Annotated in this window: 21 protein-coding genes and 1 pseudogene; 10 read left to right on the forward strand and 12 right to left on the reverse strand. The window is 64.2% G+C overall.

Annotated elements, in window-relative coordinates; all coding sequences use genetic code 11:
* Positions 1 to 12 precede the first annotated feature (12 nt).
* On the reverse strand, positions 13 to 2,262 hold the full coding sequence (locus M1D87_RS09630; protein WP_123083654.1) for an ATP-binding protein: 2,250 nt from the start codon (positions 2,260 to 2,262) through the stop codon (positions 13 to 15).
* Positions 2,263 to 2,526: 264 nt separating this feature from the next.
* Here M1D87_RS09630 and M1D87_RS09635 point away from each other — a divergent pair, with 264 nt between their 5' ends.
* The 7 genes from M1D87_RS09635 (at position 2,527) to M1D87_RS09665 (ending at position 8,860) form a co-directional block, all read left to right on the forward strand.
* Positions 2,527 to 3,054 carry a Csu type fimbrial protein gene (locus M1D87_RS09635; protein ID WP_123083653.1) on the forward strand — a complete coding sequence of 176 codons (528 nt, stop codon included), beginning with the start codon at positions 2,527 to 2,529 and terminating at the stop codon, positions 3,052 to 3,054.
* Between the two features lie 30 nt (positions 3,055 to 3,084).
* The gene (locus M1D87_RS09640; protein ID WP_003256412.1) at positions 3,085 to 3,621 is read left to right on the forward strand and encodes a Csu type fimbrial protein; all 537 of its coding nucleotides are present in this window, start codon (positions 3,085 to 3,087) and stop codon (positions 3,619 to 3,621) included.
* Between the two features lie 18 nt (positions 3,622 to 3,639).
* Positions 3,640 to 4,170: a Csu type fimbrial protein gene (locus M1D87_RS09645; protein WP_015269733.1), complete on the forward strand. Its 531-nt coding sequence runs from the start codon at positions 3,640 to 3,642 to the stop codon at positions 4,168 to 4,170.
* 3 nt (positions 4,171 to 4,173) lie between these two features.
* Entirely contained in the window at positions 4,174 to 4,677 is a 504-nt protein-coding gene (locus M1D87_RS09650; RefSeq protein ID WP_123083652.1) for a Csu type fimbrial protein, read from the forward strand.
* Positions 4,678 to 4,721: 44 nt separating this feature from the next.
* The gene (locus tag M1D87_RS09655) at positions 4,722 to 5,498 is read left to right on the forward strand and encodes a fimbrial biogenesis chaperone (protein ID WP_123083651.1); all 777 of its coding nucleotides are present in this window, start codon (positions 4,722 to 4,724) and stop codon (positions 5,496 to 5,498) included.
* 99 nt (positions 5,499 to 5,597) lie between these two features.
* Entirely contained in the window at positions 5,598 to 7,895 is a 2,298-nt protein-coding gene (locus tag M1D87_RS09660; RefSeq protein WP_123083677.1) for a fimbria/pilus outer membrane usher protein, read from the forward strand.
* Positions 7,892 to 8,860, forward strand: a complete 969-nt coding sequence (locus M1D87_RS09665; protein ID WP_123083650.1) for a Csu type fimbrial protein — start codon at positions 7,892 to 7,894, stop codon at positions 8,858 to 8,860. The genes M1D87_RS09660 and M1D87_RS09665 overlap by 4 nt, the downstream gene beginning before the upstream one ends.
* 193 nt (positions 8,861 to 9,053) lie before the next feature.
* On the opposite strand, the gene M1D87_RS09670 is transcribed toward M1D87_RS09665, so the two are convergent.
* The 5 genes from M1D87_RS09670 to M1D87_RS09690 form a co-directional block, all read right to left on the reverse strand.
* Entirely contained in the window at positions 9,054 to 10,202 is a 1,149-nt protein-coding gene (locus M1D87_RS09670) for a M14 family metallopeptidase (RefSeq protein WP_061302723.1), read from the reverse strand.
* 108 nt (positions 10,203 to 10,310) lie between these two features.
* Entirely contained in the window at positions 10,311 to 11,084 is a 774-nt protein-coding gene (locus M1D87_RS09675) for an AraC family transcriptional regulator (RefSeq protein ID WP_003256408.1), read from the reverse strand.
* 36 nt (positions 11,085 to 11,120) lie between these two features.
* On the reverse strand, positions 11,121 to 12,353 hold the full coding sequence (locus M1D87_RS09680) for an MFS transporter (RefSeq protein WP_421091684.1): 1,233 nt from the start codon (positions 12,351 to 12,353) through the stop codon (positions 11,121 to 11,123).
* Positions 12,354 to 12,623: 270 nt separating this feature from the next.
* Positions 12,624 to 12,857: a hypothetical protein gene (locus tag M1D87_RS09685; RefSeq protein ID WP_013971936.1), complete on the reverse strand. Its 234-nt coding sequence runs from the start codon at positions 12,855 to 12,857 to the stop codon at positions 12,624 to 12,626.
* Positions 12,847 to 13,629 (reverse strand): MlaA family lipoprotein, encoded by a 783-nt coding sequence (locus M1D87_RS09690; RefSeq protein WP_123083648.1) that lies wholly within the window; start codon positions 13,627 to 13,629, stop codon positions 12,847 to 12,849. The genes M1D87_RS09685 and M1D87_RS09690 overlap by 11 nt, the downstream gene beginning before the upstream one ends.
* A 168-nt stretch (positions 13,630 to 13,797) precedes the next feature.
* Here M1D87_RS09690 and M1D87_RS09695 point away from each other — a divergent pair, with 168 nt between their 5' ends.
* Both M1D87_RS09695 and M1D87_RS09700 read left to right on the forward strand, forming a co-directional pair.
* Complete coding sequence (locus M1D87_RS09695) at positions 13,798 to 14,508, forward strand: response regulator (RefSeq protein WP_003256403.1); 711 nt, start codon at positions 13,798 to 13,800, stop codon at positions 14,506 to 14,508.
* Positions 14,505 to 15,860: an ATP-binding protein gene (locus M1D87_RS09700; protein ID WP_015269743.1), complete on the forward strand. Its 1,356-nt coding sequence runs from the start codon at positions 14,505 to 14,507 to the stop codon at positions 15,858 to 15,860. Before M1D87_RS09695 ends, M1D87_RS09700 begins: the two co-directional genes overlap by 4 nt.
* A 319-nt stretch (positions 15,861 to 16,179) precedes the next feature.
* Here M1D87_RS09700 and M1D87_RS09705 read toward each other — a convergent pair.
* The 4 genes and pseudogenes from M1D87_RS09705 to M1D87_RS09720 all read right to left on the reverse strand — a co-directional run.
* A pseudogene (locus tag M1D87_RS09705) lies at positions 16,180 to 16,428 on the reverse strand (LLM class flavin-dependent oxidoreductase); the annotation flags it as partial.
* Positions 16,429 to 16,432: 4 nt separating this feature from the next.
* Entirely contained in the window at positions 16,433 to 17,236 is an 804-nt protein-coding gene (dkgB, locus tag M1D87_RS09710) for a 2,5-didehydrogluconate reductase DkgB (RefSeq protein WP_123083647.1), read from the reverse strand.
* 355 nt (positions 17,237 to 17,591) lie between these two features.
* On the reverse strand, positions 17,592 to 18,086 hold the full coding sequence (locus tag M1D87_RS09715) for a DUF934 domain-containing protein (RefSeq protein ID WP_013971943.1): 495 nt from the start codon (positions 18,084 to 18,086) through the stop codon (positions 17,592 to 17,594).
* Positions 18,070 to 19,722 (reverse strand): nitrite/sulfite reductase, encoded by a 1,653-nt coding sequence (locus M1D87_RS09720; RefSeq protein ID WP_013971944.1) that lies wholly within the window; start codon positions 19,720 to 19,722, stop codon positions 18,070 to 18,072. The genes M1D87_RS09715 and M1D87_RS09720 overlap by 17 nt, the downstream gene beginning before the upstream one ends.
* Positions 19,723 to 19,935: 213 nt before the next feature.
* On the opposite strand from M1D87_RS09720, the gene M1D87_RS09725 reads away from it, so the two are divergent.
* Entirely contained in the window at positions 19,936 to 21,012 is a 1,077-nt protein-coding gene (locus M1D87_RS09725) for an ABC transporter substrate-binding protein (RefSeq protein ID WP_123083646.1), read from the forward strand.
* Positions 21,013 to 21,275: 263 nt separating this feature from the next.
* Here M1D87_RS09725 and M1D87_RS09730 read toward each other — a convergent pair whose 3' ends face one another.
* On the reverse strand, positions 21,276 to 21,491 hold the full coding sequence (locus M1D87_RS09730; protein WP_003256398.1) for a DUF2970 domain-containing protein: 216 nt from the start codon (positions 21,489 to 21,491) through the stop codon (positions 21,276 to 21,278).
* A gap of 160 nt (positions 21,492 to 21,651) precedes the next feature.
* Entirely contained in the window at positions 21,652 to 25,359 is a 3,708-nt protein-coding gene (gene metH, locus M1D87_RS09735) for a methionine synthase (protein ID WP_421091683.1), read from the reverse strand.
* Positions 25,360 to 25,534: the final 175 nt, after the last annotated feature.

Here is a 25,534-nt window from a genome sequence, read left to right on the forward strand (position 1 = left end):
GGTAGCGGTGCCTCAAGTGGTCGCGGGGTGGCGCGGGAGGGTGAAGTGGAAGGTAGCACCCTGGCCAACCTTGCCATGGGCCCAGACCCGACCGTCATGGCGTTCGATGATGCGACGAACACTGGCCAGGCCGATCCCTGTGCCTTCGAAGTCTTCCATGCGGTGCAGGCGCTGGAACACGCCGAACAGTTTGCTGGCGTAGGCCATGTCGAAGCCCACGCCGTTGTCGCGAATGCAGATCTCGGTTTCGCCCGGGTGTTGCACGGCGCTGATGCCGATGCGCGCCGGGGTGCGCCCACGTGTGTATTTGATGGCGTTGGCCAGCAGGTTGTGCAAGGCCATGTTGATGAACGCCGGGTCACCGACCACCTTGGGCAACTGGGCGATGTCCCAGACAATTTCGCGGTTTTGGTAGTCGGGCGCCAGTTCGCTGCGAATGGCCTCGACCAGGGCGTTGAGGTCGACCTCGGACAGGCGCAGGGCAGAGCGGCCCATTTGCGAGAAGTTGAGCAGGTTGTCGACCAGGCTTCCGGCAAAATGCGCGGCTTCCTCGATGTGTTGCAGAAAGCGCCTGCCGCGCTCGCTGAGGCCCTGGCCCTCGATTTCGCCGAGCAGTTCGGAGTAGCCGGCAATATGGCGCAGGGGTGCGCGCAGGTCATGGGACACGCTGTAGGAAAACGCTTCGAGCTCCTTGTTCGAGCGACGCAGTTCGCCAGCCAGCTGCGCCAGTTCCTCGGCCTTGCGCAGGACAATCCCCAGCACTGCCGTGCGCAGCTCCTGCACGCCTTCGATGACCAGCGGGTGCCAGGGTTCGCAGTAGCCGCGCAGTTTTTCCTGCCAGCTATCGAAACTGTGCCGCGGGTCGAGGTTGCCCTGCGGCCCGACCTGTTTGTTCGGCTGCCCGGCCCAGTTCACCGTGCGCACCTGCTCGGGACGGAACCACAGCAGGTAGTGCGAGTGGATCTGCGAAATGGCCACTGCCAGCACACCGCCTGCATGGGCCGCGAGCTCGGGCAGTTCATCGATGTCGCGGCACAGGTTGTCGCTGTGGAACACGCTCTCTTCGCCACGCTGGGATAGCCAGTGCACCAGGGCGTTTACCTGCGCGGCCGGAGGGGTCTTGCCGATCAGGTCGCAACGTTCGGCGGAAATGACCGCGGCACCTTGGGCGCCGGCGAAGGCCAGCAGTACTTCGGGCAAGTCGCGCAGGCCGTCGCCGACACTGTCATGGTCGGCCATGGACGAGATCATGCGCACGATGTGCTGGCGCAGCTCGAGCAACTGGCGAGTGTTGGCGTGGGACTCGCGCGATTCGATCTGCAGCGACAGCACACTGGCCAGCAGTTCGCAGGCGGTACGGGTGCGCAAGTCCACCGGGCGCGGCTGTTCGTGGTGGCAGGACACCAGCCCCCAGAGTTGCCCGTCGACCACGATCGACAGCGACATCGATGCCAGGGTACCCATGTTGCGCATGTACTGCAGGTGCACTGGCGACACGCTGCGCAGCGCGGCAAAGCTCAGGTCCAGCGGCTTGCCGGTGCGTGGGTTGGCAGCGGGCAGCAACGGCGAGGCCTGGTAGTTGGCATCCTCGATCACGCGGATGCGGTTGATTCGGTACAGCTCGCGCGCCTGGCGCGGTATGTCCGAAGCGGGGAAACACAGGCCCAGGTAGCTCGGGTAGCCCGGGTCGGCCACCTCGGCCAGCACCTGGCCGTTGCCTTCGGCATCGAAGCGATAGGCCTTGACCCGGCCAAAGCCGGTGATGCGCTTGAGCTGCAGCACTGCTTGCTGCAGCAGTTCCTCGAGGCTGCCGGCCTGGTGCAGGCGGCCTACGAAGCTGCGCACCAGCGGGTAGTAGTCGCCTTGCCCGACAAGATCGGCCGGCAGGCGAGGGGGTTCGAATTCGGCGATCAGCACCTGGTCGTGACGATGGACCAGCAGGTGCAGGTTGCCACTATATGGAGCGTCCTGGCGCAGGTGCACATCGCTGATGTGGAACGGAAAGACCTCGTCCTGCGGCAGGCGGGCCAGGTGCAGGCGCAAGTCGAAGGCACCGCTGACCAGTTCGGCGAACTCGCGACCTATCAGTTCACTGGCCGATATGCCCAGCCAATGCTCGACATTTTCACTGGCCTGGAGTACCCGCATGTCGGTTTCGTCCAGCACTAGAAGGAAGCCGTGGGGCTGGATGCTGCCAGGCAGCTGGATCGGCTCCTGGGCGCAGCGCTCGAGGGCTTGGGTGAGCGTGCTGTCTGCAATCATCTATGAAAACGCTCCTGTCGTGTCCGTCCATGCATGCCGCATGAGTCTAGGCAGGATGAAGGGAATACACCTTAACAGAATACCTGCCGGGATAACGGCCCTTGGCCATTTGAGGAGAATGCCGGCGATGCGTTCTGTGTCGTGTGGTTTTTTTTTTCAGGTGATAGCGCTTTTTGGCTAATACAAAAAAATGGCTCGATGCCAGTACCGTGATGTCACGTCGCTGCTACGCTCAGGTCAGCAGACATCGACAAGGATAATAAGGTGACGGAGCGCTACCTGGCCGCCCTGTTGGGCCTTATGTTGAGCAGCAGCGCAATGGCGGCGGACTTCCTGGTGGAAGTGCGGGTGCTGGTGCAGCGTGGCTGCATGCTGGTCAACCAGCCCCGCGATGCTGGGGCGCAGGCGCTGGGGCGCATCGATCTGGGCGCTGCTGCACGGCTGGATGGCCCAGGTGCGCCGCTCACCGGCGCGCTGCTGAGCCAGCGCCCGCCACGCCTGGAATGCAATCCCCACACCCCCTATCAGGTCCGCGTCGATGGTGGGCAGCATGGCGGCGTCGGCGAGTTGCGCTTTCTGGCCAGTGACGATGACATGGCCCGGCTCATACCTTATCGCCTCTACCGCGACGCTGCCTGGCGCGAGCCGCTGGCGGTGAATGTGGCGCATTCGGCGCGGGTGCCGGACAGCGGTTCGGTCGAGCTGCCGTTGTATGCACGGATCGACAAGCTGGCCTGGATACCGCCTGCAGGCCTGTACGCCGACCTGCTCAAAGTCACCGTCACCTGGTAGGGATGCCACCATGCTCAAGGACGCGACGCCATGAACCGCACCTCGATCCTGCTGCTTTCCCTGGGCCCGCTGCTGGTGCCCGGTGGTGCCGCGCATGGCACCAGCACCGGTTTCATCCAGGCGCGGCTGGTGATCAGCAGTGCTTGCCAGATCAGCAGCAACGAGACGCAACCGGCAACGGTGGGTAACCCCGGCGTGATGGACTTCGGCGAGCGCGGACCGAACTGGGACCAGCCGCTGCGCAGCCGGGTTGATGATGTGAGCGGCGAAGGCAGCCTGCAGATCAGTTGCACGCCCGAGGTGCGGGCGTTCAACGTGCGCATCAACGGCGGCCTGAATGGCAGTGACGGCATACGGCGGCTGAGCAACGGCCGCGAGCTGATCCCCTACCAACTGGCGATCGACCCAGGTGGTAACAGCCGCTACGGCATCGGCCAGGCGCGTGCCTTCACCATCAGCAGTACCCGGCAGATACCGATCCCCATCTACGGTGTGGTAGTGGCGCAACCGCGTGCGCTGCCAGCCGGCCTGTACCGTGACACCCTGAGGGTGACCCTGGACTGGTAACGACACAAGGAGACTTCGATGCGAACGAACCTTTCACGCTGCATCCTCGCCGGTCTGGGGCTGATGCTGAGTTACCAGGCGCAGGCCGCCACTACCGGGACTATCGAATCGACGCTGACCTTGACCGCAGCGTGTCAGGTCAACGGCAGCTCAGCCTCCTCGGGGGCTGACTTCGGTACCTTGGACTTCGGCACTCACGATGCCTTGTTCAACACTGCCGACGGCCAGGTAATCGGCGGCGGCGGTGGGGCGATCAGCATTCTCTGTTCGGCTGGCACGGTACCAGTCATCCGCGTGGGTGCAGGTTCCCACGATGGCCAGTCGGCCGGGGGCAGCCGTGCGCTGGCGGATGGCGTCGGCAACTTCGTACCGTACGACTTCTACACCGATGCCGGGCGTACGCAGGTGTTGGCCATCAACGGCACCATCACCTTGCCGCTCAGCAGCGGTGTGGCCCAGACCGTCAACCTGTATGGCCAGGCGCGCGGCAAGGTCGGCCTGCCGGCGGGGGAGTACACCGACACAGTGTCCGTCGAGCTGTCGTTCTGAACCATGCGCAGCTGGCTGGCGGGCGGCATGAGCGTCCTTGGCGTGCTGCTGGCCGCGCCTCTGGATGCGGCGACCACCAGCAGCTTCCTGGTGACGGCGCAGATCGTCGCCGGGTGCCTGGTGGTGGGCGGCGTGACCAGCTACGGGACGCTCGACTACGGCTCGCAGTCGGCACTGGCCACCGGAACTCTCGGCACCTCGTTGGGGGGTACCACGGTGACCTTCCAGTGCACCCCGGGCGTGGCCTTGAGCATGAGCGTGGATGGCGGGCAGAACAGTGCCGGAGGCACACGCAACCTCAAACGCACGGGCGGCACGCAGGTGCTGGCCTACCAGTTGTACCGGGACGCGGCATACAGCCAGAGCCTGGGGATCGGCCAGAGCGTGGCCGTGGGCTATACCGACCCGACGGCGATCAAGCTGCCGGTGTACGGGCGGGTTCAGCTGACCGGCACGATGCCGGCGGGGACTTACACCGATGTGGTGCAAGTGACGGTGACCTGGTGAATGCATCGGCACGGCACTAATGACCAGTATCCAAGGAGAGCTTCATGGGGGCAGGCGCGAAGTGGGCGCGAGGATTGATCGGAGTATCGTGGCTGGCGAGCCTGCCAGCCTGGGCGGCCACCTCGGTGCTGATCTGGCCGATCGACCCGGTATTGGAGGCTGACCAGAAGGCTGGCGCACTGTGGCTGGAAAACCGCGGAACCGCACCGGCCAACCTGCAGGTGCGGGTGTTCGCCTGGCGTCAAGGTGACTACCAGGAACAGTACCAGGCACAGCGCGATATCATTGGCAGCCCGCCGGTGGCCAACGTCGCCCCCGGGCAGAAGCAATTGATCCGCCTGACCCGCACCGGCCCCTCGCCAGTCGGCCAGGAGCAGGCCTACCGCATCATCATCGACGAAATCCCGCCCGCCATCCCGGTCGACAAGGCCGAGCCCGGCACCACCGCGGCGATCCGCCTGCAGATGCGCTACTCGGTACCCCTGTTCGTCTACGGCGAAGGCCTGTGGGGCAAGGCAGGCCCTGAGAGCAAGGGCAATGCCGAGGGCGTCGGCAAGCCGCAACTCAGCTGGCGTGCAGTGACCGTGCAGGGCAAGCCGTACGTGGAACTGCGCAACACCGGCCCGGTGCATGCACGCCTGACTGATGTGGTGGTGCAGCAGGGCAGCCAGAGCAAACCACTGGCCGATGGCTTGCTGGGTTATGTGCTGCCGGGGGCCAGCATGCGCTGGCCGGCACCGCTAACACCGAGTGCCGGCAGTGTGCTCAAGGGGAGGGTAAACGGCCAGAGCAGCGCGGACGCCATCCGCCAAAGCCAATGAGCCTGCGCCTGAATGCCGCGCACAGGCCGTGGAGAATCCGGCAATGGTTGGACACCGTGTGTGAGGTGGCTGACCCACCGTTGTTGCCTGGGGCTTGCCCTGGTCGGCCCTGGCCTGGTGCTGGCCGACGACCTGCCGCCACCGCCCACGGAGATGTCTGCCATCGCCGATGCCACGTTGTACCTCGAATTGCTGGTGAACCAGGTGCCCAGGGCTGAGCTGGTGCCGGTGCAGCAGCGTGCCGGGCAGTTGTACCTGGATAGCGAGGTGTTGCGGGCGGCCGGAGTTTCGCTGCCGGGCACCCCCCAGGGCGAGGTGGCGCTTGAGGCCATCGTGGGGATGCATGCCGACTACGACAGCCAGAACCAGCGGCTGCTGCTGCAAGTGCCGCCGGCCTGGCTGCCCGACCAGCAACTGGGCGACCGCAACCTGTACCCGGCCAGCGATGCACGCAGCAGTTTCGGCGCCTTGTTCAACTACGACCTGTACCTGAACGACACCGATGACGGCGGCAGCTACCTGGCGGCCTGGAACGAACTGCGCCTGTTCGACAGCTGGGGAACGTTCTCCAGCAGCGGGCAGTGGCGCCAGTCGTTCAATGGTGCGCCGACCGACGATATGCGCCAAGGCTTCTTGCGCTACGACACCACCTGGCGTTTCACCGACGAGCAGCGCCTGCTGACCTACGAAGCTGGTGACCTGGTGACCGGGGCCTTGCCCTGGACCAGCTCGGTGCGGGTCGGTGGCCTGCAGTTGTCGCGCGATTTCGCTGTACGCCCCGACCTGGTCACCTATCCGCTGCCGGCGTTCTCCGGTGAAGCGGCGGTGCCGACCTCGCTGGACCTGTTCATCAATGGCTACAAGTCCAGCACCAGCGAATTGCAGCCGGGTCCCTACACCTTGACCAACGTGCCCTTCATCAACGGCGCCGGGGAGGCGGTGGTGGTCACCACCGATGCCCTTGGCCGGCAGGTGTCGACCACCTTGCCGTTCTACGTCACCAGCAGCCTGCTGCAGCAGGGCCTGACCGACTATTCGGTGGCAGCCGGTAGCCTGCGTCGTGACTACGGGGTACGCGATTTTGCCTACGGCCCCGGGGTTGCTTCGGCCAGCCTGCGCTACGGGGTTAGCGACATCTTCACCCTGGAGACTCATGCCGAAAGCGCCGAATCGCTGATGCTGGGCGGCCTGGGCGGCAACATGCGGCTGGGCAACCTTGGCGTGCTCAACGCGGCCCTGGCGCAGAGCCGGTTCGACGGCGACAAGGGCCACCAGGTCGCCCTCGGCTACCAGTACAACAGCCAGCGCATCGGCTTCAGCTACCAGCGCCTGCAACGCCATGGCGACTATGCCGACCTGACCCGGGTCGACAGCCGGGACATACAGCTGAGCCAGCGCAGCGAGCAGGTCACGCTGAGCCTGAACCTGAACGAATACGGCAACATCGGCGCCGGCTATTTCGATGTGCGCGCCGGCGACGGCACACGTACCCGGCTGATCAACCTGAGCTACAGCAGGCCGCTGTGGGGCAACAGCAGCGTTTATCTGTCGGCCAACCGTGAAGTGGGGAACAGCCAGTGGGCAGTGCAGGCGCAACTGGTGATCCCGTTCGACCTGCACGGCACCCTGGCCCTGGGCATGGAGCGCAGCCAGCAAGGCGAAACCCTGCAGCGGGTCAACTACAGCCGCGCGACGCCGGTGGGGGGTGGTGTCGGTTACAACCTGGGCTACGCCGCCGGTAGCGAGCGCGATGCCTACCGCCAGGCCGATGTCACCTGGCGCCTGCAGTCGGTGCAGTTGCAGGCCGGTTTGTATGGCAGCAGTGGAGAGATGACCCGCTGGGCCGACGCCAGTGGCTCGCTGGTTTGGATGGATGCCGGGCTGTTCGCTGCCAACCGTATCGACGATGCCTTCGTGTTAGTCAGCACCAGTGGTTACACCGACGTGCCGGTGCGCTATGAAAACCAGGAGGTCGGCCGTACCGATGCCGATGGTCACCTGCTGGTGCCGTACAGCAGCGGTTACTACCGCGGCAAGTACGAGATCGACCCCATGGGCTTGCCGCCGGACATCCTCGCGCCGGAAGTGGAACAGCGGGTGGCGGTGCGCCGGGGCAGCGGCTACTTGCTGGAGTTTCCGCTCAGGCGCGTGCTGGCGGCCAGCGTCGAACTGGTGGACGCCGAACAGCAGGTACTCAAGCTGGGCAGCCGTGTCACCCATGCAGAAAGTGGCAGCCAGGCGGTGGTCGGTTGGGATGGCCTGGTTTATCTGGAGAACCTGACGCCGCATAACCGACTGCTGGTTGAGTTGCAGGGGGGCGGGCATTGCCAGGTGGCGTTCGACCTGCCTGAGTCGCAAGGTTCGATCCCGTTGATTGGCCCGTTGGTGTGCAAGTGAAGGCCTGCTGGCGTGGTTTGTGGGCATGCGCCTTGTTGTTGTGGGCGGGCTCGGCCTGGGCCAAGTGCACGTCAGTGTTGACTGCTCCGGCGGCGTTTGGTTCGCTCAACTCGACTCAGGTACGTGGCACGGTCCAGACAGCTTCCAGCACCAACTCGGGCCTGCAATGCAACGGTTCGGTGATCAGCGTGCTCAGTAGCACCGACTCCTTCAAGATCAAGATCACATCCACCACCAGCGGCCTGGTAGGGCCTACCGGGGATGTGATCCCCTACACCCTCTATGCCGACGCCACAACCAACTATCCGATCACCCGTGGCACCTCCTTCGAATTCAGGACCACCGGCATCCTCGACTTGCTCGGGTTGCTCAACGGTACACCGAAGAACGTGCCTATCTACATGCGTACGCAGGTGGGCAGCAACGTATCGGCGGGGCTATATCAGGAAATCCTCGATGTCGAGTGGACCTGGGACTATTGCGACGGGATTGGTGTTGGCGGGCTTTGCATCGGGCGAGACCAGGGCTCCGGTACCAGGACCCTGCTGGTAAGCATGACGGTGACCAACGACTGCCAGATCACCACGCCCAGCATCAACTTCGCCAGCGCGCCGGTGGTGGCGGGGTTCGGCACGGTGAGCCAGAGCCTGAGCGTGTCGTGCACCAAGGGCAGCAACTACACGGTGGGCCTGGATGACGGGCAGAACGTGGCCAATGGTCGACGGCGGATGAAGTCGGCGGCCAACAACTACCTGGCCTATGACATTTTCAAGAGCGCCGGGGCGGTGCGTTGGGGGTCGACAGGGGCTGCGCGGCGGGCCAGTGCCGATGCCGATGTGAACCCCGGCACGGGGACCGGCACCGGTAGCCAGGTGTTCAACTACAACGCCAAGGTCTACACCGACCAGGCTACACCCCCGGCTGCGACCTATACCGACAGCGTGATTCTGGATGTGCAGTTCTGAGCGCAGGGACCTTGTGGGAGCGGCGGTCCGCGTAACCTGTGGGAGCGGCTTTAGCCGCGAAGAATCCAACGCGGTGCATGGCACCGGCTACGCCGGTGTTCGCGGCTAAAGCCGCTCCCACAGGGGCCCTGCTAATTCCATGAGTCATGTGCAGTCCTGTGAGAGCCGGCTTGCCGGCGATGGGCCGTTTCAGTCAGCGCAAATCGCCAACCATCTTCGCCAAGGTCTCAAGCACCGCCCCGGCCAACGCCTTCGAACGTGCCCCCGACCACCCGGTGACGGCATCCGGCGCGTCGTCATGGTCCTTGAACGGCATTTCCAGGGTCAGTGACAGGCAGTCATGCGCCATCCCCACCGCATTGCAGGCCAGCGTCGTGTTGGCTTGCCCCGGTTCGTCGCGGGTATAGCCATGCACGGTCTGGAAGTCGCGGGTCAGGCTGCACAGGGTGCTGCGGAACTGCTCCTCCAGTTTGGCCAGACGCGGTGTGTAGCCCGGGTTGCCCTCGCAGGCCGCGGTGAACACATGGGGAATTTCTTCGTCGCCATGCACGTCGATGAACGCATCCACGCCGTGTTGCTTCATCTGTGCCTGGGCGAAGAAGACCTCGGGGCTGAGCTCGACGCTGGCGTCCTGCCAGGCACGGTTGAGGTCCTTGCCCTTGAAGTTAGTGCGCAGGTGGCCGAGGAAGGCACCGTCGGGGTTCATGTTGGGGATCAGGTACAGGTCGGCCTTGGTCAGCAACTGGCGGATCACCTCGTCGTTGGCCTGCAGGCGGTCGATCACGCCCTCCATGAACCATTCGGCCATGTGTTCGCCCGGGTGTTGCTGGGCAATCAGCCACAGCTTGCGCTTGCCTGCGGCACCATCACCGGCACGCAGCAGGGGAATGTCGCGACCCTGTACGCTGCGGCCACTGGCGAGCAATTCCACCCCCGGCAGTTGCCGTGCACGTTCGATCAGCTGGTTGTGACGAGCACGCGGGTAGGGCTCGAAGTAGGCGAACCAGATGTGCGGCTGTTCGGCCTTTACCTCGAACGACAGCGCCGTGCCGTCGAACTGGCTGGGGACGCGGAACCAGGTTTGCTGGTCGTAGGAGGCCACGGCGTTGTAGCCGCTCCAGGCGTTCTTGTAGGAGGAACCGGAGGCATTGTCGAGGCTGAAGCGATGGACCTGGCCTGGCGTCAGCCCGCTGACCTTGAAGTGGAACCACTGGTAGTGGCCGCTGTGGGTGTCCGGGCGGATGGCCAGGTGCACCCGGGCCGGGTTGCTGGCATCCAGCACCTGGATGTTGCCGGAGTCGAAATCGCAGTCGATCTGCAGGGGGGACAGCGTCACGGTCATGTGCCGGGCTCCTTCTGGGGGCTTTGTTGTGAGGGTACTGTACACGGCTTGACAGGGTTGCTGTGCGAGATCAGGCGACGCGGGGCGATCTCATATGTTTCCTACAGGCTATTTGAAGAACTGACTCGGCGTGATACCGAACTGGCGCTTGAACATGCTGGCGAAGGCACTGGGGCTGTCATACCCCAGCGTCCCCGCCACATCGATGATCCGCTCGCCAAGGGCGATCCGCTCCAGTGCCTGCATCAACCGCGCCTGCTGGCGCCACTGGCCGAAGGTCATGCCGGTTTCCTTGCGGAACAGGCGCTGGATGGTCTTTTCGTCCACTCCCAGCTGCTGGCCCCAGTCGGCCACGGTGGCGTTATCGTCAGGCCGCTCGTGCAGCGCGGAGCAGATCGCCTGCAGGCGCTTGTCGCCGGGCTGCGACAGCTTCAGCGGCAAGGTCGGCAGCACGCAGATCTCGTCGAGGATCAGGCGCATCACCCGGGCTTCACGCGAGTCTTCGGCAAACGGCGCGGTAAAGCCTACGGAGGCCTTGATCAGTTCGCTGAGCAACGGCGAGATGCTGATCGCCTTGCTCTGCAGGGGCAACTGCACTGCCGCGTCGGCGCGCACGAACACACTGCGCATCTTCACCTCGCCTACGCAGCGTATCGCGTGCACCTGGCCGCAAGGCATCCATACGCCGCGGCTGGGAGGCACGGTCCAGCGTTCGTTACCGGACTCGACGATCATCAGGCCTTTGGTGGCATAGATCAGTTGGTGCTTGGCATGGCTGTGGGGCTCGATGAACCAGTCGGTCGGGTAGTCCGTCGCACGGCTGCCCACCTCCCAGCTCCACTCATCCACCTCCACCAGCAATTCGTGCTGCGGCTTCAGCATTTCGACCTCATGTACGGGCAGCCTGGCACGCCCACTTTAACAGCAGCGGCTGGGGCGGGCTTGCGAGCGGGTTGCCGGCAGCAGCGCGGTGGCCAACCCCAGCAGCGGCAGGAACGAGATGATCTGGTACACCCACTCGATGCCATGCCGGTCGGCCAGTTCGCCGAGCCCGGCGGCGCCGATGCCGCTGATACCGAACATCAACCCGAACATCACCCCCGACACCATGCCGACCCGGCCCGGCACGGCCTCCTGGGCATACACCACCAGGGCGGCGAAGGCCGAGGACATCACCAGGCCGATGGCCACCGCCAGTACCGCCGTCCAGGCCAGGTTGGCGTAGGGCAGGGCGAGGGCGAAGGGCGCCACGCCAAGGAACGAGACCCAGATCACCGCCTTGCGCCCGATACGGTCACCCACCGGGCCACCAGCGAAGGTGCCCAGGGCCACGGCCGCGAGGAACACGAACAGGTACAGCTGGCTGTGCTGCACGCTCAGGCCGAAATGCTCGATCAGGTAGAAGGTGAAATAGTTGGTGAATGAGGCGATGTAGACGAACTTGGCGAACATCAGCACGGCGATGACCGCCACGGCGCGCCACATGGCGCCACGCGACAGGCCGGGGGCCTGCTGGCCGGCGAAGGTCTTGAGCCGGGTCTGGCCGTGACGCACGGTCCAGCCGGTCACCCGCAGCAGCACGAATACCGCCAGCGCGGCCGCCGGCATGAACCAGGCGATGGCCGGCTGGCCGTGCGGAATGACGATGGCAGCGGTCAACAGCGGGCCGAGGGCCGAGCCGGTGTTGCCACCGATCTGGAAGGTCGATTGCGCGGTGCCAAAGCGCCCGCCGGAGGCCATCCTGGCCACTCGCGAGGCTTCGGGGTGGAAGGTCGCCGAGCCCACGCCGACCACCGCGGCAGCCACCAGCAGCATTTCATAACTGCTGGCGAAGGCGAGCAGGGCGATGCCCACCAGCGTCACCAGCATGCCGGCCGGCAGCAGGTAGGGTTGCGGGTGCTTGTCGGTGTACAGGCCGACCCAGGGTTGCAGCAAGGACGCGGTCACCTGGTAGATGAGGGCGATCCAGCCGATCTGGGCAAAGCTGAGTGCGAAATCGCTCTTGAGCATCGGGTAGATGGACGGCAGCACGGCCTGGATCAGGTCGTTGAGGAGGTGGGCGAATGCCGCAGCGCCGACGATGCGGACCAGAAAGCCCTGGGGTTGGTCGGCAGGTGTGGTGGCGGCCATGGAGGCGGTGGAGGTCGTCATGGGCGATCTTCTTCTGGCGAAAGGGAACAAGGCATTTGCCGAAGAAGGGTAGCCAGTGCCCGGTTTGCCTGTCTCACGCCGAACAGGCAGCCACTGTCGCGTTTCGGACATTCCGGGCCTGACGCCCTGAATTCGCAGGCGGTCCGCGTACCCTGTGGGAGCGGGTTCACCCGCGAAGAATCCAGCGCGGTGCATGGCACCGGCTGCGCCGGTGTTCGCGGCTAAAGCCGCTCCCACAGGGTCCCTGCTGACACTTGGCCGCCCTCGAATTCATCGTTCGTGCCGCGCCACCCAGCGCAGCAATGCTGCAATCGGTACGCTGCGGTGAGCCTCGTGTCGGTAGGGCTTGCCCTCGGCGGTAAAGCGTTCGCGATAACGGCTCAGCACCAGGCTCCGGCCATCGGCCGAAACCCGGGCCTCCAGTTCATGCAGCAACAGCGGTTGCCGGGCAGCGCCTTCCAGGCGCCTGAACAGCAGCATGGCGCCTTGGGCATCATTCTTCATGGGCACCCCCTGCGCACTCCACTGGCCAGGTGCCCGGCTCGCCGGCCTTGCCTTCTGCCACCCGGTTGCTGCGCCGCTGCGCGGTGTAGTCACGCATCGCAACGTAGTAGTCAGGCCAGGTGCGCAGCAGGTCGGTCAGTGGCAGTGCTTCGGCCCGTGCATCGACGATGCCGCCGGCCGTGGCTACGGTGCCCATGGTTTCGACGGTATCGCTGTTGCCGCCAAACGGGTCCAGTGCCAGGCCCAGCAGCGTGCCGGTGGCATCGCGCAGGTTGTGGGTGCCCAGCAGCGGCAGCTCGACAATGGGGCCAGAGGCGATGTTCCACACCCCGAAAGTCTGGCCAAAGTCCGAGCGATGCTGGCTCAGCCCCATCTTGCCAGACACGTCGACCAGCCCTGCCACACCCAGGGTGGTGTTGAAGATGAAGCGGGAGAGGCTGGTCATCGCCCGTTCGCCGTTGCCCTGCAGCAGGTCGTTGACGAACACCTTCGGCTCACCGAAGTTGCTGGCAAAGTTGTGCATGCCCTGCCGGGCAAAACCGGGCAGCGCGGTGTAGCCCCGTGCGACGGGGGCCAGCAGATAGTCGTCGACCGTGCGGTTGAAGGCGAATACGGCGCGGTTGGCGGGCTCCGCCGGGTCACTGACCTGATAGGCGACATTGCCGCAGGCCGCCGTGGCCGGTGCACGTTGGCTGCAGCCTCCCGCCGCAAGCAGCGACAAGGCCAGCGCGGCTGAGCGCGCTGAGCGGGAGGCGGATGATGAACGGGACATAGATACATTCCTGGCAAGAACTGGCAGCGATGCTGCGCAGTTTTCTTTGCCTGGTAATGTCCGGATTGTCTCGGCGTCGACACTTTGTTTCCGGGTTGAAATATATGACGGCTACGTGGGGATGGCCTTAAAGTACGGCTTGATAACCTTGTTTTGCGGTGCTTTTTTGTGAGCCATTTGCTGATAGTCGACGATGATGTCGAGGTGCTCGACCTGCTGCAGAAGTTTCTCTGCCAACATGGCTACGAGGTTGATGTGGCCAGGGATGGCAAGGCGCTGTGGCAGGCCGTCGAGCGGCGGGTGCCGGACCTGGTCATCCTGGATGTGATGCTGCCTGGCGACAGTGGCCTGGTGTTGTGCCAGCGCCTGCTGGCCGAGCACAAGGTGGCAGTGATCATGCTCACCGCCATGGGCGAGTTGAGTGACCGGGTGGTTGGCCTGGAGCTGGGGGCAGACGACTACCTGACGAAGCCGTTCGCCGCCCGTGAACTGCTGGCCCGGGTGAGGGCAGTGCTGCGCCGTGCCGGCGAAGCGGCCGGGAGCGCGGCGGGCCATGCCTGCGCGACCCTGGAGTTTGCCGGCTGGCGGCTGGATGTGGTGCGGCGCGAGCTGCGTTCGCCGGACAACGTCATGATCCCCTTGTCCAACGGTGAGTTCGAGCTGCTGCTGGTGTTCGCCGAACATCCGCGGCGGGTGCTCAGCCGCCAGCAGTTGCTGGACATGGCCCGTGGCGATGCCTACGACGCCTATGATCGCAGCATCGACGTCCAGGTCAGCCGGCTGCGCCGCAAGCTTGAAACCGACAACGGCAACGAGCCCTTGATCCGTACCCTGCGCAACGCCGGTTATCTGTTCACGCCCACGGTCGCGAAGCGATGAAGCTGCTCGCCAGGGTTCGCCAGGCCCTGCCACGGCCCAGGATCACCATTGCCCGCTGGATCGCGCTGACCACCCTGACGGCGATGCTGTTCCTGTTGCTGCTCAAGGGGCTGTTCAGCCTGTTGCTGAGTGTCTGGGCGCAGCCACCGCTGCTGGAGAGCGGGGTGATCGAGAAGGTTGCAGCGGTCACTCGCATCCTCGACGTCGCGCCCATGGCGCAGCGCGCCAACATCGCCAGTGCGGCGGGCGACGGCTCATACTCCGTGCGCTGGCTGCGCCGCCATGACGAAGCGGGCGTACCCGTGCTGGTCGATGCCGAGTTCAGCGAGGGCACGCCTATCCTGCGCGCATTGCTCAAGCGCCCGGATGCCAGGGTCGAGGCCTTCGCACCGTCCGACATGCCGGAGTACGCACCTGAACGTGGTTATGCGCTGATGATCGAGCTGACCGACAAGTCCTGGGTGCTGTTCCGTGCCACCAGCCGTAGCTGGGGCCTGGACGAACTGCCGCGCAACCTGATCATCCTCGGGCTGATGCTGGTTTCCAGCCTTGTCGTCGCGCTGCTGGCCACCCGCTACCTGGCCAAGCCGCTGGAGCGCTTTGCCGAAGGTGCGCGGCGTTTTGGCAAGGACTTCAACGCCCCGCCCATTCCGGTGGTCGGCCCGCACGACCTGCGTCAGACCATTCTTGCGTTCAACGCCACCCAGGCGCAGCTCAAGCATTTTCTCAACGACCGCACCCAGATGCTCGCGGCCATCTCCCATGACCTGCGTGCACCGCTGACCCGCATGCGCTTGCGCGCCGAGTTCATTGACGATGCCCAGCTACAGGCCAAGTTGTTCAAGGACGTCGACGAGATGCAGGCGATGGTAGATGCGGCGTTGGGGTTTTTCCGTGATGACGCGCGGTTGGAACAGACGACCGTATTCGACCTGGGCGAGCTGCTGCTGACCGTGGTGGACGACTTCAAGGATGCGGGGGTCGAGGTCGGCCTCAGCGGGCCGCGTCGCTGTGTGTATACGGGGCGGCCGGTGGGTATCAAGCGGGTGCTGGTCAACTTGATCGACAATGCAGCGAAATACGGCTGCGAGCCCACGGTGGTGTTGGCGGTAAACGCCAGGCAGATCGAGATTACCGTGCAGGATCGCGGGCCGGGCATTGCGCCGGAGCTGCACGAGCAGGTATTCGCGCCGTTCTACCGTATCGAAGGTTCTCGCAACCGCAATACCGGTGGCGTGGGGCTGGGCCTGCCCGCAGCACGTGCCATCGTGCTGGAGCAGGGGGGCAGCATGTCCCTGGGCAACCGCCCGGGTGGCGGGCTGGAAGTCAGGATCATGCTGCCGCAGGGCTGATCAGAGCCCCAGTTCGCTGAGCCCGGGGTGATCGATGGGGCAAGGGGGGCTCTATCAGGCCGCGTCGGCTGCAGTTTTCCCGGCAACCTTGCTAAGCCCAACCAGCCGGCAGCAGGCCCATCGGGGTGAACTCGGTGGGGCCGATGCCGAAGGCGCCGATGGCCAGGGCTAACAGGACGCGCCCGCCCTTCATTGCGCGTGTGCCTGTCTTGGGGTGGCCTCCGTCAGTTGGGCTTTTTTCTCATGGAATTGTGGCAATACGTATTCGGCAATTTCGCGCAGGGTTTCGTCCAGCGGCCGCACGTTACGAGGCAAACACCTCGAACACCTGGGCGGCATCGCCGAACGACGGGTCGTACAGCGGCACATCGCGGACCCACAGGGCGCGGTAGCCCAAGCGATCGGCCAGTTGTGCCAGTTCTGCGTGGCGGGCCAGGTCCGGCTCGCCGAACTGGCGGCCATCGCGGTGCCGCGCCTGGTCGCCGGCGGGCGTCCAGTCGTGGTCCAGCGGCGCTTCCAGGCCGATGCTGAAGCCGCCAGCGGTCAGGCGTTCGAGGGGCGTGGTCATGGCATCAATCCCAGATTGGCGCCAGGCCGTCAGGGCTGACTTCACGGCCGTTGCGCTCGAGCTTGGCGATGCGTGCCATGTCGTCAGCGTCCAGCTTCAGGTCACGTGCGAGCAGGTTGCTGGCCAGGTTTTCCCGCTTGGTCGACGACGGGATCACCGCGTAGCCCAGCTGCAGAGCCCAGGCCAGGGCAACCTGGGCCACGGTGGCCTTGTGCTTGGCAGCGATGTCGGCCAGTACCGGGTCTTTGAGCACCTTGCCGTAGGCCAGGGTCATGTACGAGGTGACGGTGATGCCTTGCTCCTTGAGGAACGCGGTCAGCTTGCCGTTCTGCAGGTAGGGGCTGAGTTCGATCTGATTGGTGGCGATTTCGCCTTCGCCGACCACTTCGATGGCCTGGCGGGTCAGTTCGATGTTGAAGTTGGACACACCGATCTGGCGGGCCAGGCCCAGCTTCTTGGCTTCGGCCAGGGTGGCCATGTACTCGGGCAGCGCAACGCCGTTGCCTGGGGCCGGCCAGTGGATCAGCAGCAGGTCGACGTAGTCGGTGCGCAGTTTTTGCAGGCTGTCGCGCAGGCTGGGGACCAGCTTGTCGGCGGCGTAGTTTTCGACCCAGATCTTGGTTGTGATGAACAGCTCGCCGCGCTTGACGCCGCTTTCGGCGATGGCCTGGCCGACGTCGGCTTCGTTCTTGTAGATCTGTGCGGTGTCGATGACGCGGTAGCCAAGTTCCAGGGCCGACTTGACCGAATCGATGACGGCTTGGCCGGTTAGGCGAAAGGTGCCGAGGCCGAAGGATGGAACGCTCATGGATCTGCTCCTGGTGAGTGAGGGGGTGAGCCGAATCGAGGTTGGTCGCTCGGATTCGATCGCTCTTCGTGTGGGGAGCAGTGTGCGGCTTTGAGGGGGATTGATTAAGGTGGGGCGGGGCCAAGGTCATTTGACCGGGAGGCAAGAATAGGTCGCTGTGCCGTGACTGTTGCTGGGGGAATGCAGGGTAAACCTGTACCGGCCTCTTCGCGGGTGAACCCGCTCCCACAGGGACCGCGCCGCACTCAAGAACGGTGCAGTACCTGTGGGAGCGGGTTCACCCGCGAAGAGGCCGGTACAGGAAAACGAAACGGCCCGCCATATAGGCGGGCCGTCTGGCATTGCAAGGTGACGATCAGCGGCGGCGGAACAGCGGCAGCGGCTCGTCGGTGGCGGCCTGGTAGGTCACCGAGAAGTCCTTCAGGCTTTGCAGCGCGTCTTCCGGGTCCTTGTCGGCGCGGATGGCGAACGCGTCAAAGCCGCAACGGGCCATGAAGAACAGCTGGTCGCGCAGCACATCGCCGATGGCGCGCAGTTCGCCCTTGAACTTGTAGCGGTCACGCAGCAGGCGCGCATTGGAGTAGTTGCGCCCGTCGGTGAACGCCGGGAAGTTCAGTGCGATGACCTGGAAGTGCTGCACGTCTTCGCCGATTTCTTCGGCTTCTTCGTCACTGTCCAGCCATATGCCCAGCCCACCGTCACGGGCTTTGAGCGCATGGGCATGGTCGCGCCACATCTGCAGCGGGACGATGTAGTCGTCGCAGTTGGTCAGCTCGTCAAAGGACGTTTCCTTGGGCAGCAGATGCCAGGTTTCGTCGACGATCTGGTTGTTCTTAATGATTCGCTGCATAGACGCGTTCCTTGAAGGGGTCGATGCCGATACGCTGGTAGGTGTCGATGAAACGCTCTTCCTCGGTACGTTGCTCGACGTACACGGCGATCAGCTTCTCGATCACATCGGCCATGTCATCCTGGGCGAAGGACGGGCCGAGAATCTTGCCAAGGCTCGCGCCACGCGCGGCATTGCCGCCCAGCGACACCTGGTAGAACTCCTCGCCCTTCTTGTCCACGCCGAGGATGCCGATGTGGCCCACGTGGTGGTGGCCGCAGGCGTTCATGCAGCCGGAGATGTTCAGGTCGATCTCGCCGATGTCGAACAGGTAGTCCAGGTCGTCGAAGCGGCGCTGGATGGATTCGGCGATCGGGATCGACTTGGCGTTGGCCAGCGAGCAGTAGTCACCGCCCGGGCAGCAGATGATGTCGGTCAGCAGGCCGATGTTCGGGGTAGCGAAGCCGTTTTCGCGCAGTTCCAGCCACAGTGCATGCAGCTGACGCTGCTCGACGTCGGCAAGAATGATGTTCTGCTCGTGCGACGTGCGCAGGAAACCGAAGCTGTAGCGCTCGGCCAGGTCGGCCACGGCGTCCAGCTGCTTGTCGGTGACATCGCCAGGTGCAACGCCGGTGGGCTTCAGCGACAGGGTCACGGCCACGTAGCCAGGGCGCTTGTGGGCGCGGGTGTTGCGCGAGCGCCAGCGGGCGAAGCCTGGGTACTCGGCGTCCTGCGCGGCGTAGTCGACGTTGTCCAGGGCCAGGTAGGCCGGGTCGACGAAGTGGCGCGATACACGCTGCACTTCGGCTTCGGTCAGGGTGGTGCTGCCGCCGCGCAGGTGGACCATTTCGGCCTCGACCTTCTCGGCGAACACTTCCGGGGTAAGGGCCTTGACCAGGATCTTGATCCGCGCCTTGTACTTGTTGTCACGGCGACCGTAACGGTTGTACACGCGCAGGATGGCGTCAAGGTAGCTGATCAGGTCCTGCCACGGCAGGAACTCGTTGATGAACGAGCCCACCACCGGGGTACGGCCCAGGCCGCCACCGACCAGCACACGGAAGCCCAGCTCGCCAGCGGCATTGCGCACCGGCTCCAGGCCGATGTCGTGCACTTCGATGGCGGCGCGGTCTTCCTGCGAGCCGTTGATGGCAATCTTGAACTTGCGCGGCAGGTAGGCGAATTCCGGGTGGAAGGTGGTCCACTGACGGACGATTTCGCACCACGGGCGCGGATCGACGATTTCGTCTGCGGCCACACCGGCGAACTGGTCGGTGGTGGTGTTGCGCAGGCAGTTGCCGCTGGTCTGGATCGCGTGCATCTGCACGGTGGCCAGTTCGGCGAGGATGTCCGGGATGTCCTCCAGGGCCGGCCAGTTGAACTGCACGTTCTGGCGGGTGGAGATGTGGGCGTAGCCCTTGTCATAGTCGCGGGCGATCCTGGCCAGGGTGCGGACCTGGGTGGCGTTCAGCTGGCCGTACGGCACGGCGACGCGCAGCATCGGCGCGAAACGTTGGATGTAAAGGCCGTTCTGCAGGCGCAGAGGGCGGAATTCTTCTTCGCTCAGCTCACCGGCCAGATAGCGGCGGGTCTGATCACGGAACTGCTTGACGCGGTCCTCGATGATCCGCTGATCGTACTCGTCGTATACGTACATAAAAGTCCTGTCTCAGGCATGCAGCTATTCGCGCGCACGGCCGCGCACTCCGCTTCGGAGCCGGGGAACGATAGCAGGTTGCGTTTATGCGCTAAAGTGATGTTTTTGCATATGAAAAGAACCAAATGGACTATGTGAGACTGACTGCCATTTGTGCGCTGGGCGTGGCTTGGCGTTTATAATCCGGCGTTTGTTTCGCAGGGATGTCAGCCCATGCTCAAGGCGTTGTGCCAAAGCTTGTGTCTTGCCTTGCCGCTGGCGGCAAGTGCGCAGCCGGCTTCGGTGGTTTTCCTCAACCCGGGGCTGTCCACCGAGACGTTCTGGACCAGTTATACCCGCTTCATGCAGGCCGCTGCAGACGATCTGGGCATGACCCTGCACGTGGAATACAGCGAACGCCGCGCCGACCTGGCGCTGACCCAGGCCAGGGCTATCCTGGGCGGACCGCAGCGGCCGGATTACCTGGTCCTGGTCAATGAGCGGTACGTGGCGCCGGAGATCATGCGCCTGTCGCGTGGCACCGGCGTCAAACTGTTCCTGGTCAACAACGGCCTGACTGCCAGCCAGGCCCGTAGCATCGAGGCGCAGCCGGACAAGTATGCCGAGCTGCTGGGTACCTTGACGGCCAACGACGAGCAAGCGGGTTTTGAGATGTTGCACCAGATGGTCGCGCAATTGCCCCGCGACAGTGGGCCGGTGGACCTGCTGGCGTTTGCCGGGGTCAAGACCACCCCGGCCTCGCAGCTGCGCGAGGAGGGCATGCGCCGCGCCCTGGCCGACTTCCCCCAGGTGCGCCTGCGCCAGGTGGTATATGGTGGTTGGAGCCGCCAGCGCGCCTACGAGCAGGCGCAGCAACTGGTGGAGCGCTACCCGGCCACCCGCCTGGTATGGTCGGCCAACGACGAAATGGCCTTTGGTGCCATGCAGGCGTTCGAAGAGGCAGGGCGCAAGCCGGGGCGCGATGTGCTGTTCAGCGCCATCAACAGCTCGCCCGAGGCCCTGCATGCACGTATCGACGGGCGTCTTAGCGTGCTGATGGGCGGGCATTTCACCCTTGGCGGCTGGGCCATGGTGATGCTGCACGATGATGCCCAGGGACTGGCGGTGAACCGCGACGGCCTGCGCGAGCATCGCATCCCGGTGTTGCAGTCGATTGACCAGGCCAAGGCAACCCGTTGGCTGAAATTACTGGAACGGCCCGACTATGGTATCGATTTCCAGCGTTACAGTGCCGAAGGGCGGCCGCCCGAGTATAAGTACCCATTTCTGACATCACCGATCAATTATTGAAAGACCCTGCTTGAGGGAAGGGCATTGCTCGTCTTAACTGCTGGTGGTGAAGTGCATTCCCATAACCACTACAAGAGGCAATGCAATGGGAAACTCAACCAAGGTCCGCAAAGCTGACAGCAGCGTCGATGCCTGGGCGATCCTCTGCCTGATCGTTCTGGTGGTGGTCACTGCCGTTTATTGGGTCAGCCACCAGTAGACTTGTATTCAAGACCGTGATGCAGCCAGAGCGCCTGCGGGAGGGAGTCCCGCAGGCGTTTTTGCTAGCGCGCAAGGTGCAGGGCCAACTGCACCAGGCCGATCAGTACGGCAATGAACACCAGGGTGAACAGCGTCCCCAGCGCAATGAAATGGCTGGCCTTGCCGTGGGTGAAGTCGCGGGCGCGGTTCTTGCCGCTTTGCACGCCGAAGGCGGCAGCGAGGATGCTGTGCAGCATCTGCCAGAAGGTAGGGGGCTTGCCCTGGCTGGAATCGTCCATGGTGGCTCCTGAGGAAATCAGAGGCAATCAGGGACAGTGTAGGTGGCTATTGGGGCTGCTGTGCAGCCCATCGCGACACAAGGCCGCTCCTACAAAGGATTGCATTCTCCTGTAGGAGCGGCCTTGTGTCGCGATGGGCCGCAAAGCGGCCCCAAGGGTCTTAGCTGTCGTAACCCAGGTTAGGCGCCAACCAGCGCTCGCTGACACTCACATCCTGGCCCTTGCGCGCGCTGTAGCGCTCGACCTGGTCCTTGTCGACCTTGCCCACCGCAAAGTACTGCGCCTGCGGGTGGGCAAAGTACCAGCCGCTGACCGCCGCTGCCGGGAACATCGCAAAGTGGTCGGTGAGGAACACGCCGCTCGGCCCGGTCTCACCGATGGCAGTGCCATCAAGCAGGCGGAACAGGGTTTCCTTCTCTGTGTGGTCCGGGCAGGCCGGGTAGCCGGGGGCCGGGCGGATACCGCGGTACTGCTCCTTGATCAGCGCCTCGTTGTCGAGGTGTTCATCGCGGGCATAACCCCAGTGCTCTTTACGCACCTGCTCATGCAGCCATTCGGCACAGGCCTCGGCCAGGCGGTCGGCCAGGGCCTTGACCATGATCGAACTGTAGTCGTCTCCCTTGTCCTGGTAGGCCTTGGCCACTTCCTCGGCACCGATGCCGGCGGTAGTGATGAAACCGCCCACGTAGTCGGTAACGCCACTGGCCTTCGGCGCGACGAAGTCGGCCAGCGACCAGTTGGGCTTGCCGTCCGGCTTGATGGTCTGCTGGCGCAGGTGGTGCAGCGTAGCCAGGGCCTGGCCGTCCTCGCCGTACACTTCGATATCGTCATCGGCAACCTGGTTGGCCGGCCAGAAGCCGAACACTGCGCGGGCGCTGATGAGTTTTTCGTCGATCAGTTTGTCGAGCATCTCGCGGGCATCCTTGTACAGCGCCGTCGCCGCTTCGCCGACCACTTCGTCGGTGAGGATGCGCGGGAACTTGCCGGCCAGGTCCCAGGAGATGAAGAACGGGGTCCAGTCGATGTACTCGGCCAGCGTGCGCAGGTCGATGTCTTCCAGCACCTTGACGCCGGTGAAGGTGGGCACCGCTGGCTGGTAGCCAGCCCAGTCGTACTGCGGCTTGGCGGCGATAGCCTGGGCGTAGCTCAGGCGCTCGGTGCGGGCACTGCGGTTGGCGGTGCGCTCGCGTACTTCTTCGTATTCCTGGCGGGTCTTCTCGACGAAGCCGGCTTTCAGCTCCTTGGACAGCAACTGGGTGGCAACACCTACCGCGCGCGAGGCGTCGGTGACGTAGACCACGGCGTCGTTGCTGTACTTGGGCTCGATCTTGACTGCGGTGTGCGCCTTGGAGGTGGTGGCGCCGCCGATCATCAGCGGCAACTGGAAGCCCTGGCGCTGCATTTCGCGGGCCACGTGGACCATCTCGTCCAGCGACGGCGTGATCAGGCCGGACAGGCCGATGATGTCGCACTTCTCGTCGCGGGCGGTTTGCAGGATCTTCTCGGCCGGCACCATCACGCCGAGGTCGACGATGTCGTAGCCGTTGCAGCCCAGCACCACGCCGACGATGTTCTTGCCGATGTCGTGCACGTCGCCTTTTACTGTGGCCATCAGGATCTTGCCCTTGGCTTCCGGCTTGTCGCCTTTCTCGGCTTCGATGAACGGAATCAGGTGCGCTACCGCCTGTTTCATCACGCGGGCCGACTTGACCACCTGGGGCAGGAACATCTTGCCCGCGCCGAACAGGTCGCCGACCACGTTCATGCCATTCATCAGCGGGCCTTCGATCACTTCGATCGGGCGGGCGCACTGCTGGCGGCATTCCTCGGTGTCTTCGACGATGAACGCGGTAATGCCCTTGACCAGCGCGTGCTCCAGGCGTTTTTCCACCGGCAGCGAGCGCCACTCTTCGTTTTCCACTTCCCTGGTTGCGCCGCCGCCCTTGTAGTCGTCGGCAATGGCCAGCAGTGCGTCGGTGCCATGCGGGGTGCGGTTGAGCACCACGTCCTCGACCTTTTCACGCAGGGCAGGCGGGATCTCGTCATAGATCTCCAGCTGGCCGGCGTTGACGATACCCATGGTCAGGCCGTTCTGGATCGCGTGGTACAGGAACACCGAGTGGATGGCTTCCCGCACCGGGTTGTTGCCACGGAACGAGAACGACACGTTGGACACACCGCCCGAGCTCAGGGCGTGCGGCAGGTGGTCGCGGATGTAGGCGCAGGCCTCGATGAAATCGACGGCGTAGTTGTTGTGCTCTTCGATGCCGGTGGCGACGGCGAAGATGTTCGGGTCGAAGATGATGTCTTCCGGCGGGAAGCCCACTTCATTGACCAGGATGTCGTAACTGCGTTGGCAGATCTCTTTCTTGCGCGCGGCCGTGTCGGCCTGGCCGACTTCGTCAAAGGCCATCACCACTACGGCAGCGCCATAGCGCTTGCACAGGCGGGCGTGGTGCTTGAACTGCTCGACGCCTTCCTTCATGGAAATGGAGTTGACGATGCCCTTGCCCTGAATGCACTTGAGGCCCGCTTCGATCACTTCCCACTTGGACGAGTCGATCATGATCGGCACGCGCGAGATGTCAGGTTCGCCGGCGATCAGGTTGAGGAAGCGGACCATGGCGGCCTGGGAGTCGAGCATCCCTTCGTCCATGTTGATGTCGATTACCTGGGCGCCGGCCTCGACCTGCTGCAGGGCGACTTCCAGGGCTTCGGTGTAGTTCTCTTCACGGATCAGCCGGGCGAACTTGGCAGAGCCCGTGATGTTGGTGCGCTCGCCGACGTTGACGAACAGCGACTGGCGGTCGATGGTGAACGGCTCCAGGCCCGACAGGCGGCAGGCCTTGGCGATTTCCGGAATCTCGCGCGGCTTGTACTTGGCCACGGCCTCGGCAATGGCCTGGATGTGGCCCGGCGTGGTGCCGCAGCAGCCGCCGATGATGTTGAGGAAGCCGCTGGCAGCGAATTCCTCGACCACCACGGCCATTTCGGCCGGGGTTTCGTCGTATTCACCAAAGGCGTTTGGCAGGCCGGCGTTGGGGTGGGCCGAGACATGGGTGTCGGCCTTGGTCGCCAGCTCTTCCAGGTACGGGCGCAGGTCCTTGGCGCCAAGGGCGCAGTTCAGGCCCACGGAAATCGGCTTGGCGTGGCGCACCGAGTTCCAGAACGCTTCGGTGGTCTGGCCCGACAGGGTACGGCCCGAGGCGTCGGTGATGGTGCCGGAGATCATGATCGGCAGTTCGATGCCGTCTTCCTCGAACACCTGCTGCACGGCGAAGATCGCCGCCTTGGCGTTGAGGGTGTCGAAGATGGTCTCGATCAGCAGCAGGTCGGCGCCGCCCTCGATCAGGCCGCGGGTGGCCTCGATGTAGTTCGTTACCAGCTCATCGAAAGTGACGTTGCGGTAGCCTGGGTCGTTGACGTCCGGGGAAATCGAGCAGGTGCGGCTGGTAGGGCCGAGCACGCCAGCGACGAAGCGCGGCTTGTGCGGGGTTTCCAGGGTCTTGGCATCGGCCACCTGGCGAGCGATGCGCGCGCCCTCGACGTTCAGTTCGTAGACCAGCGATTCCATGCCGTAGTCGGCCTGGGAAATCTGCGTGGCGTTGAAGGTGTTGGTTTCGAGGATATCGGCGCCGGCATCCAGGTAGGCCTTTTCGATGGCGGCGATCACATCCGGGCGGCTGAGCAGCAACAGGTCGTTGTTACCTTTGACATCGCTTGGCCAATCGGCGAAACGCGTGCCACGATAGTCGTGTTCCTCGAGCCGGTAGCTTTGGATCATAGTACCCATGCCGCCGTCGAGGATCAGGATGCGCTCCTTGAGTGCGTTCTGGAGTGCTTGGAGACGAGCGCTGCGGTCGGACATAGGAACTACCTGGTCGGGCGAATTTCAGAAGGTGCAGAATCATAACAAAGCTGCGCGGTTTTTAGGCGCATCGCCCATTTGCATGAAAATGGCTCATGTTGGGCGGGCGTCGGCAAAGCACGGCACCCAAGGACGACCAGGCAACAAATCGTGATGGCTTTCAATACCCAGGACT

Source organism: Pseudomonas sp. SA233, from assembly GCF_054792385.1.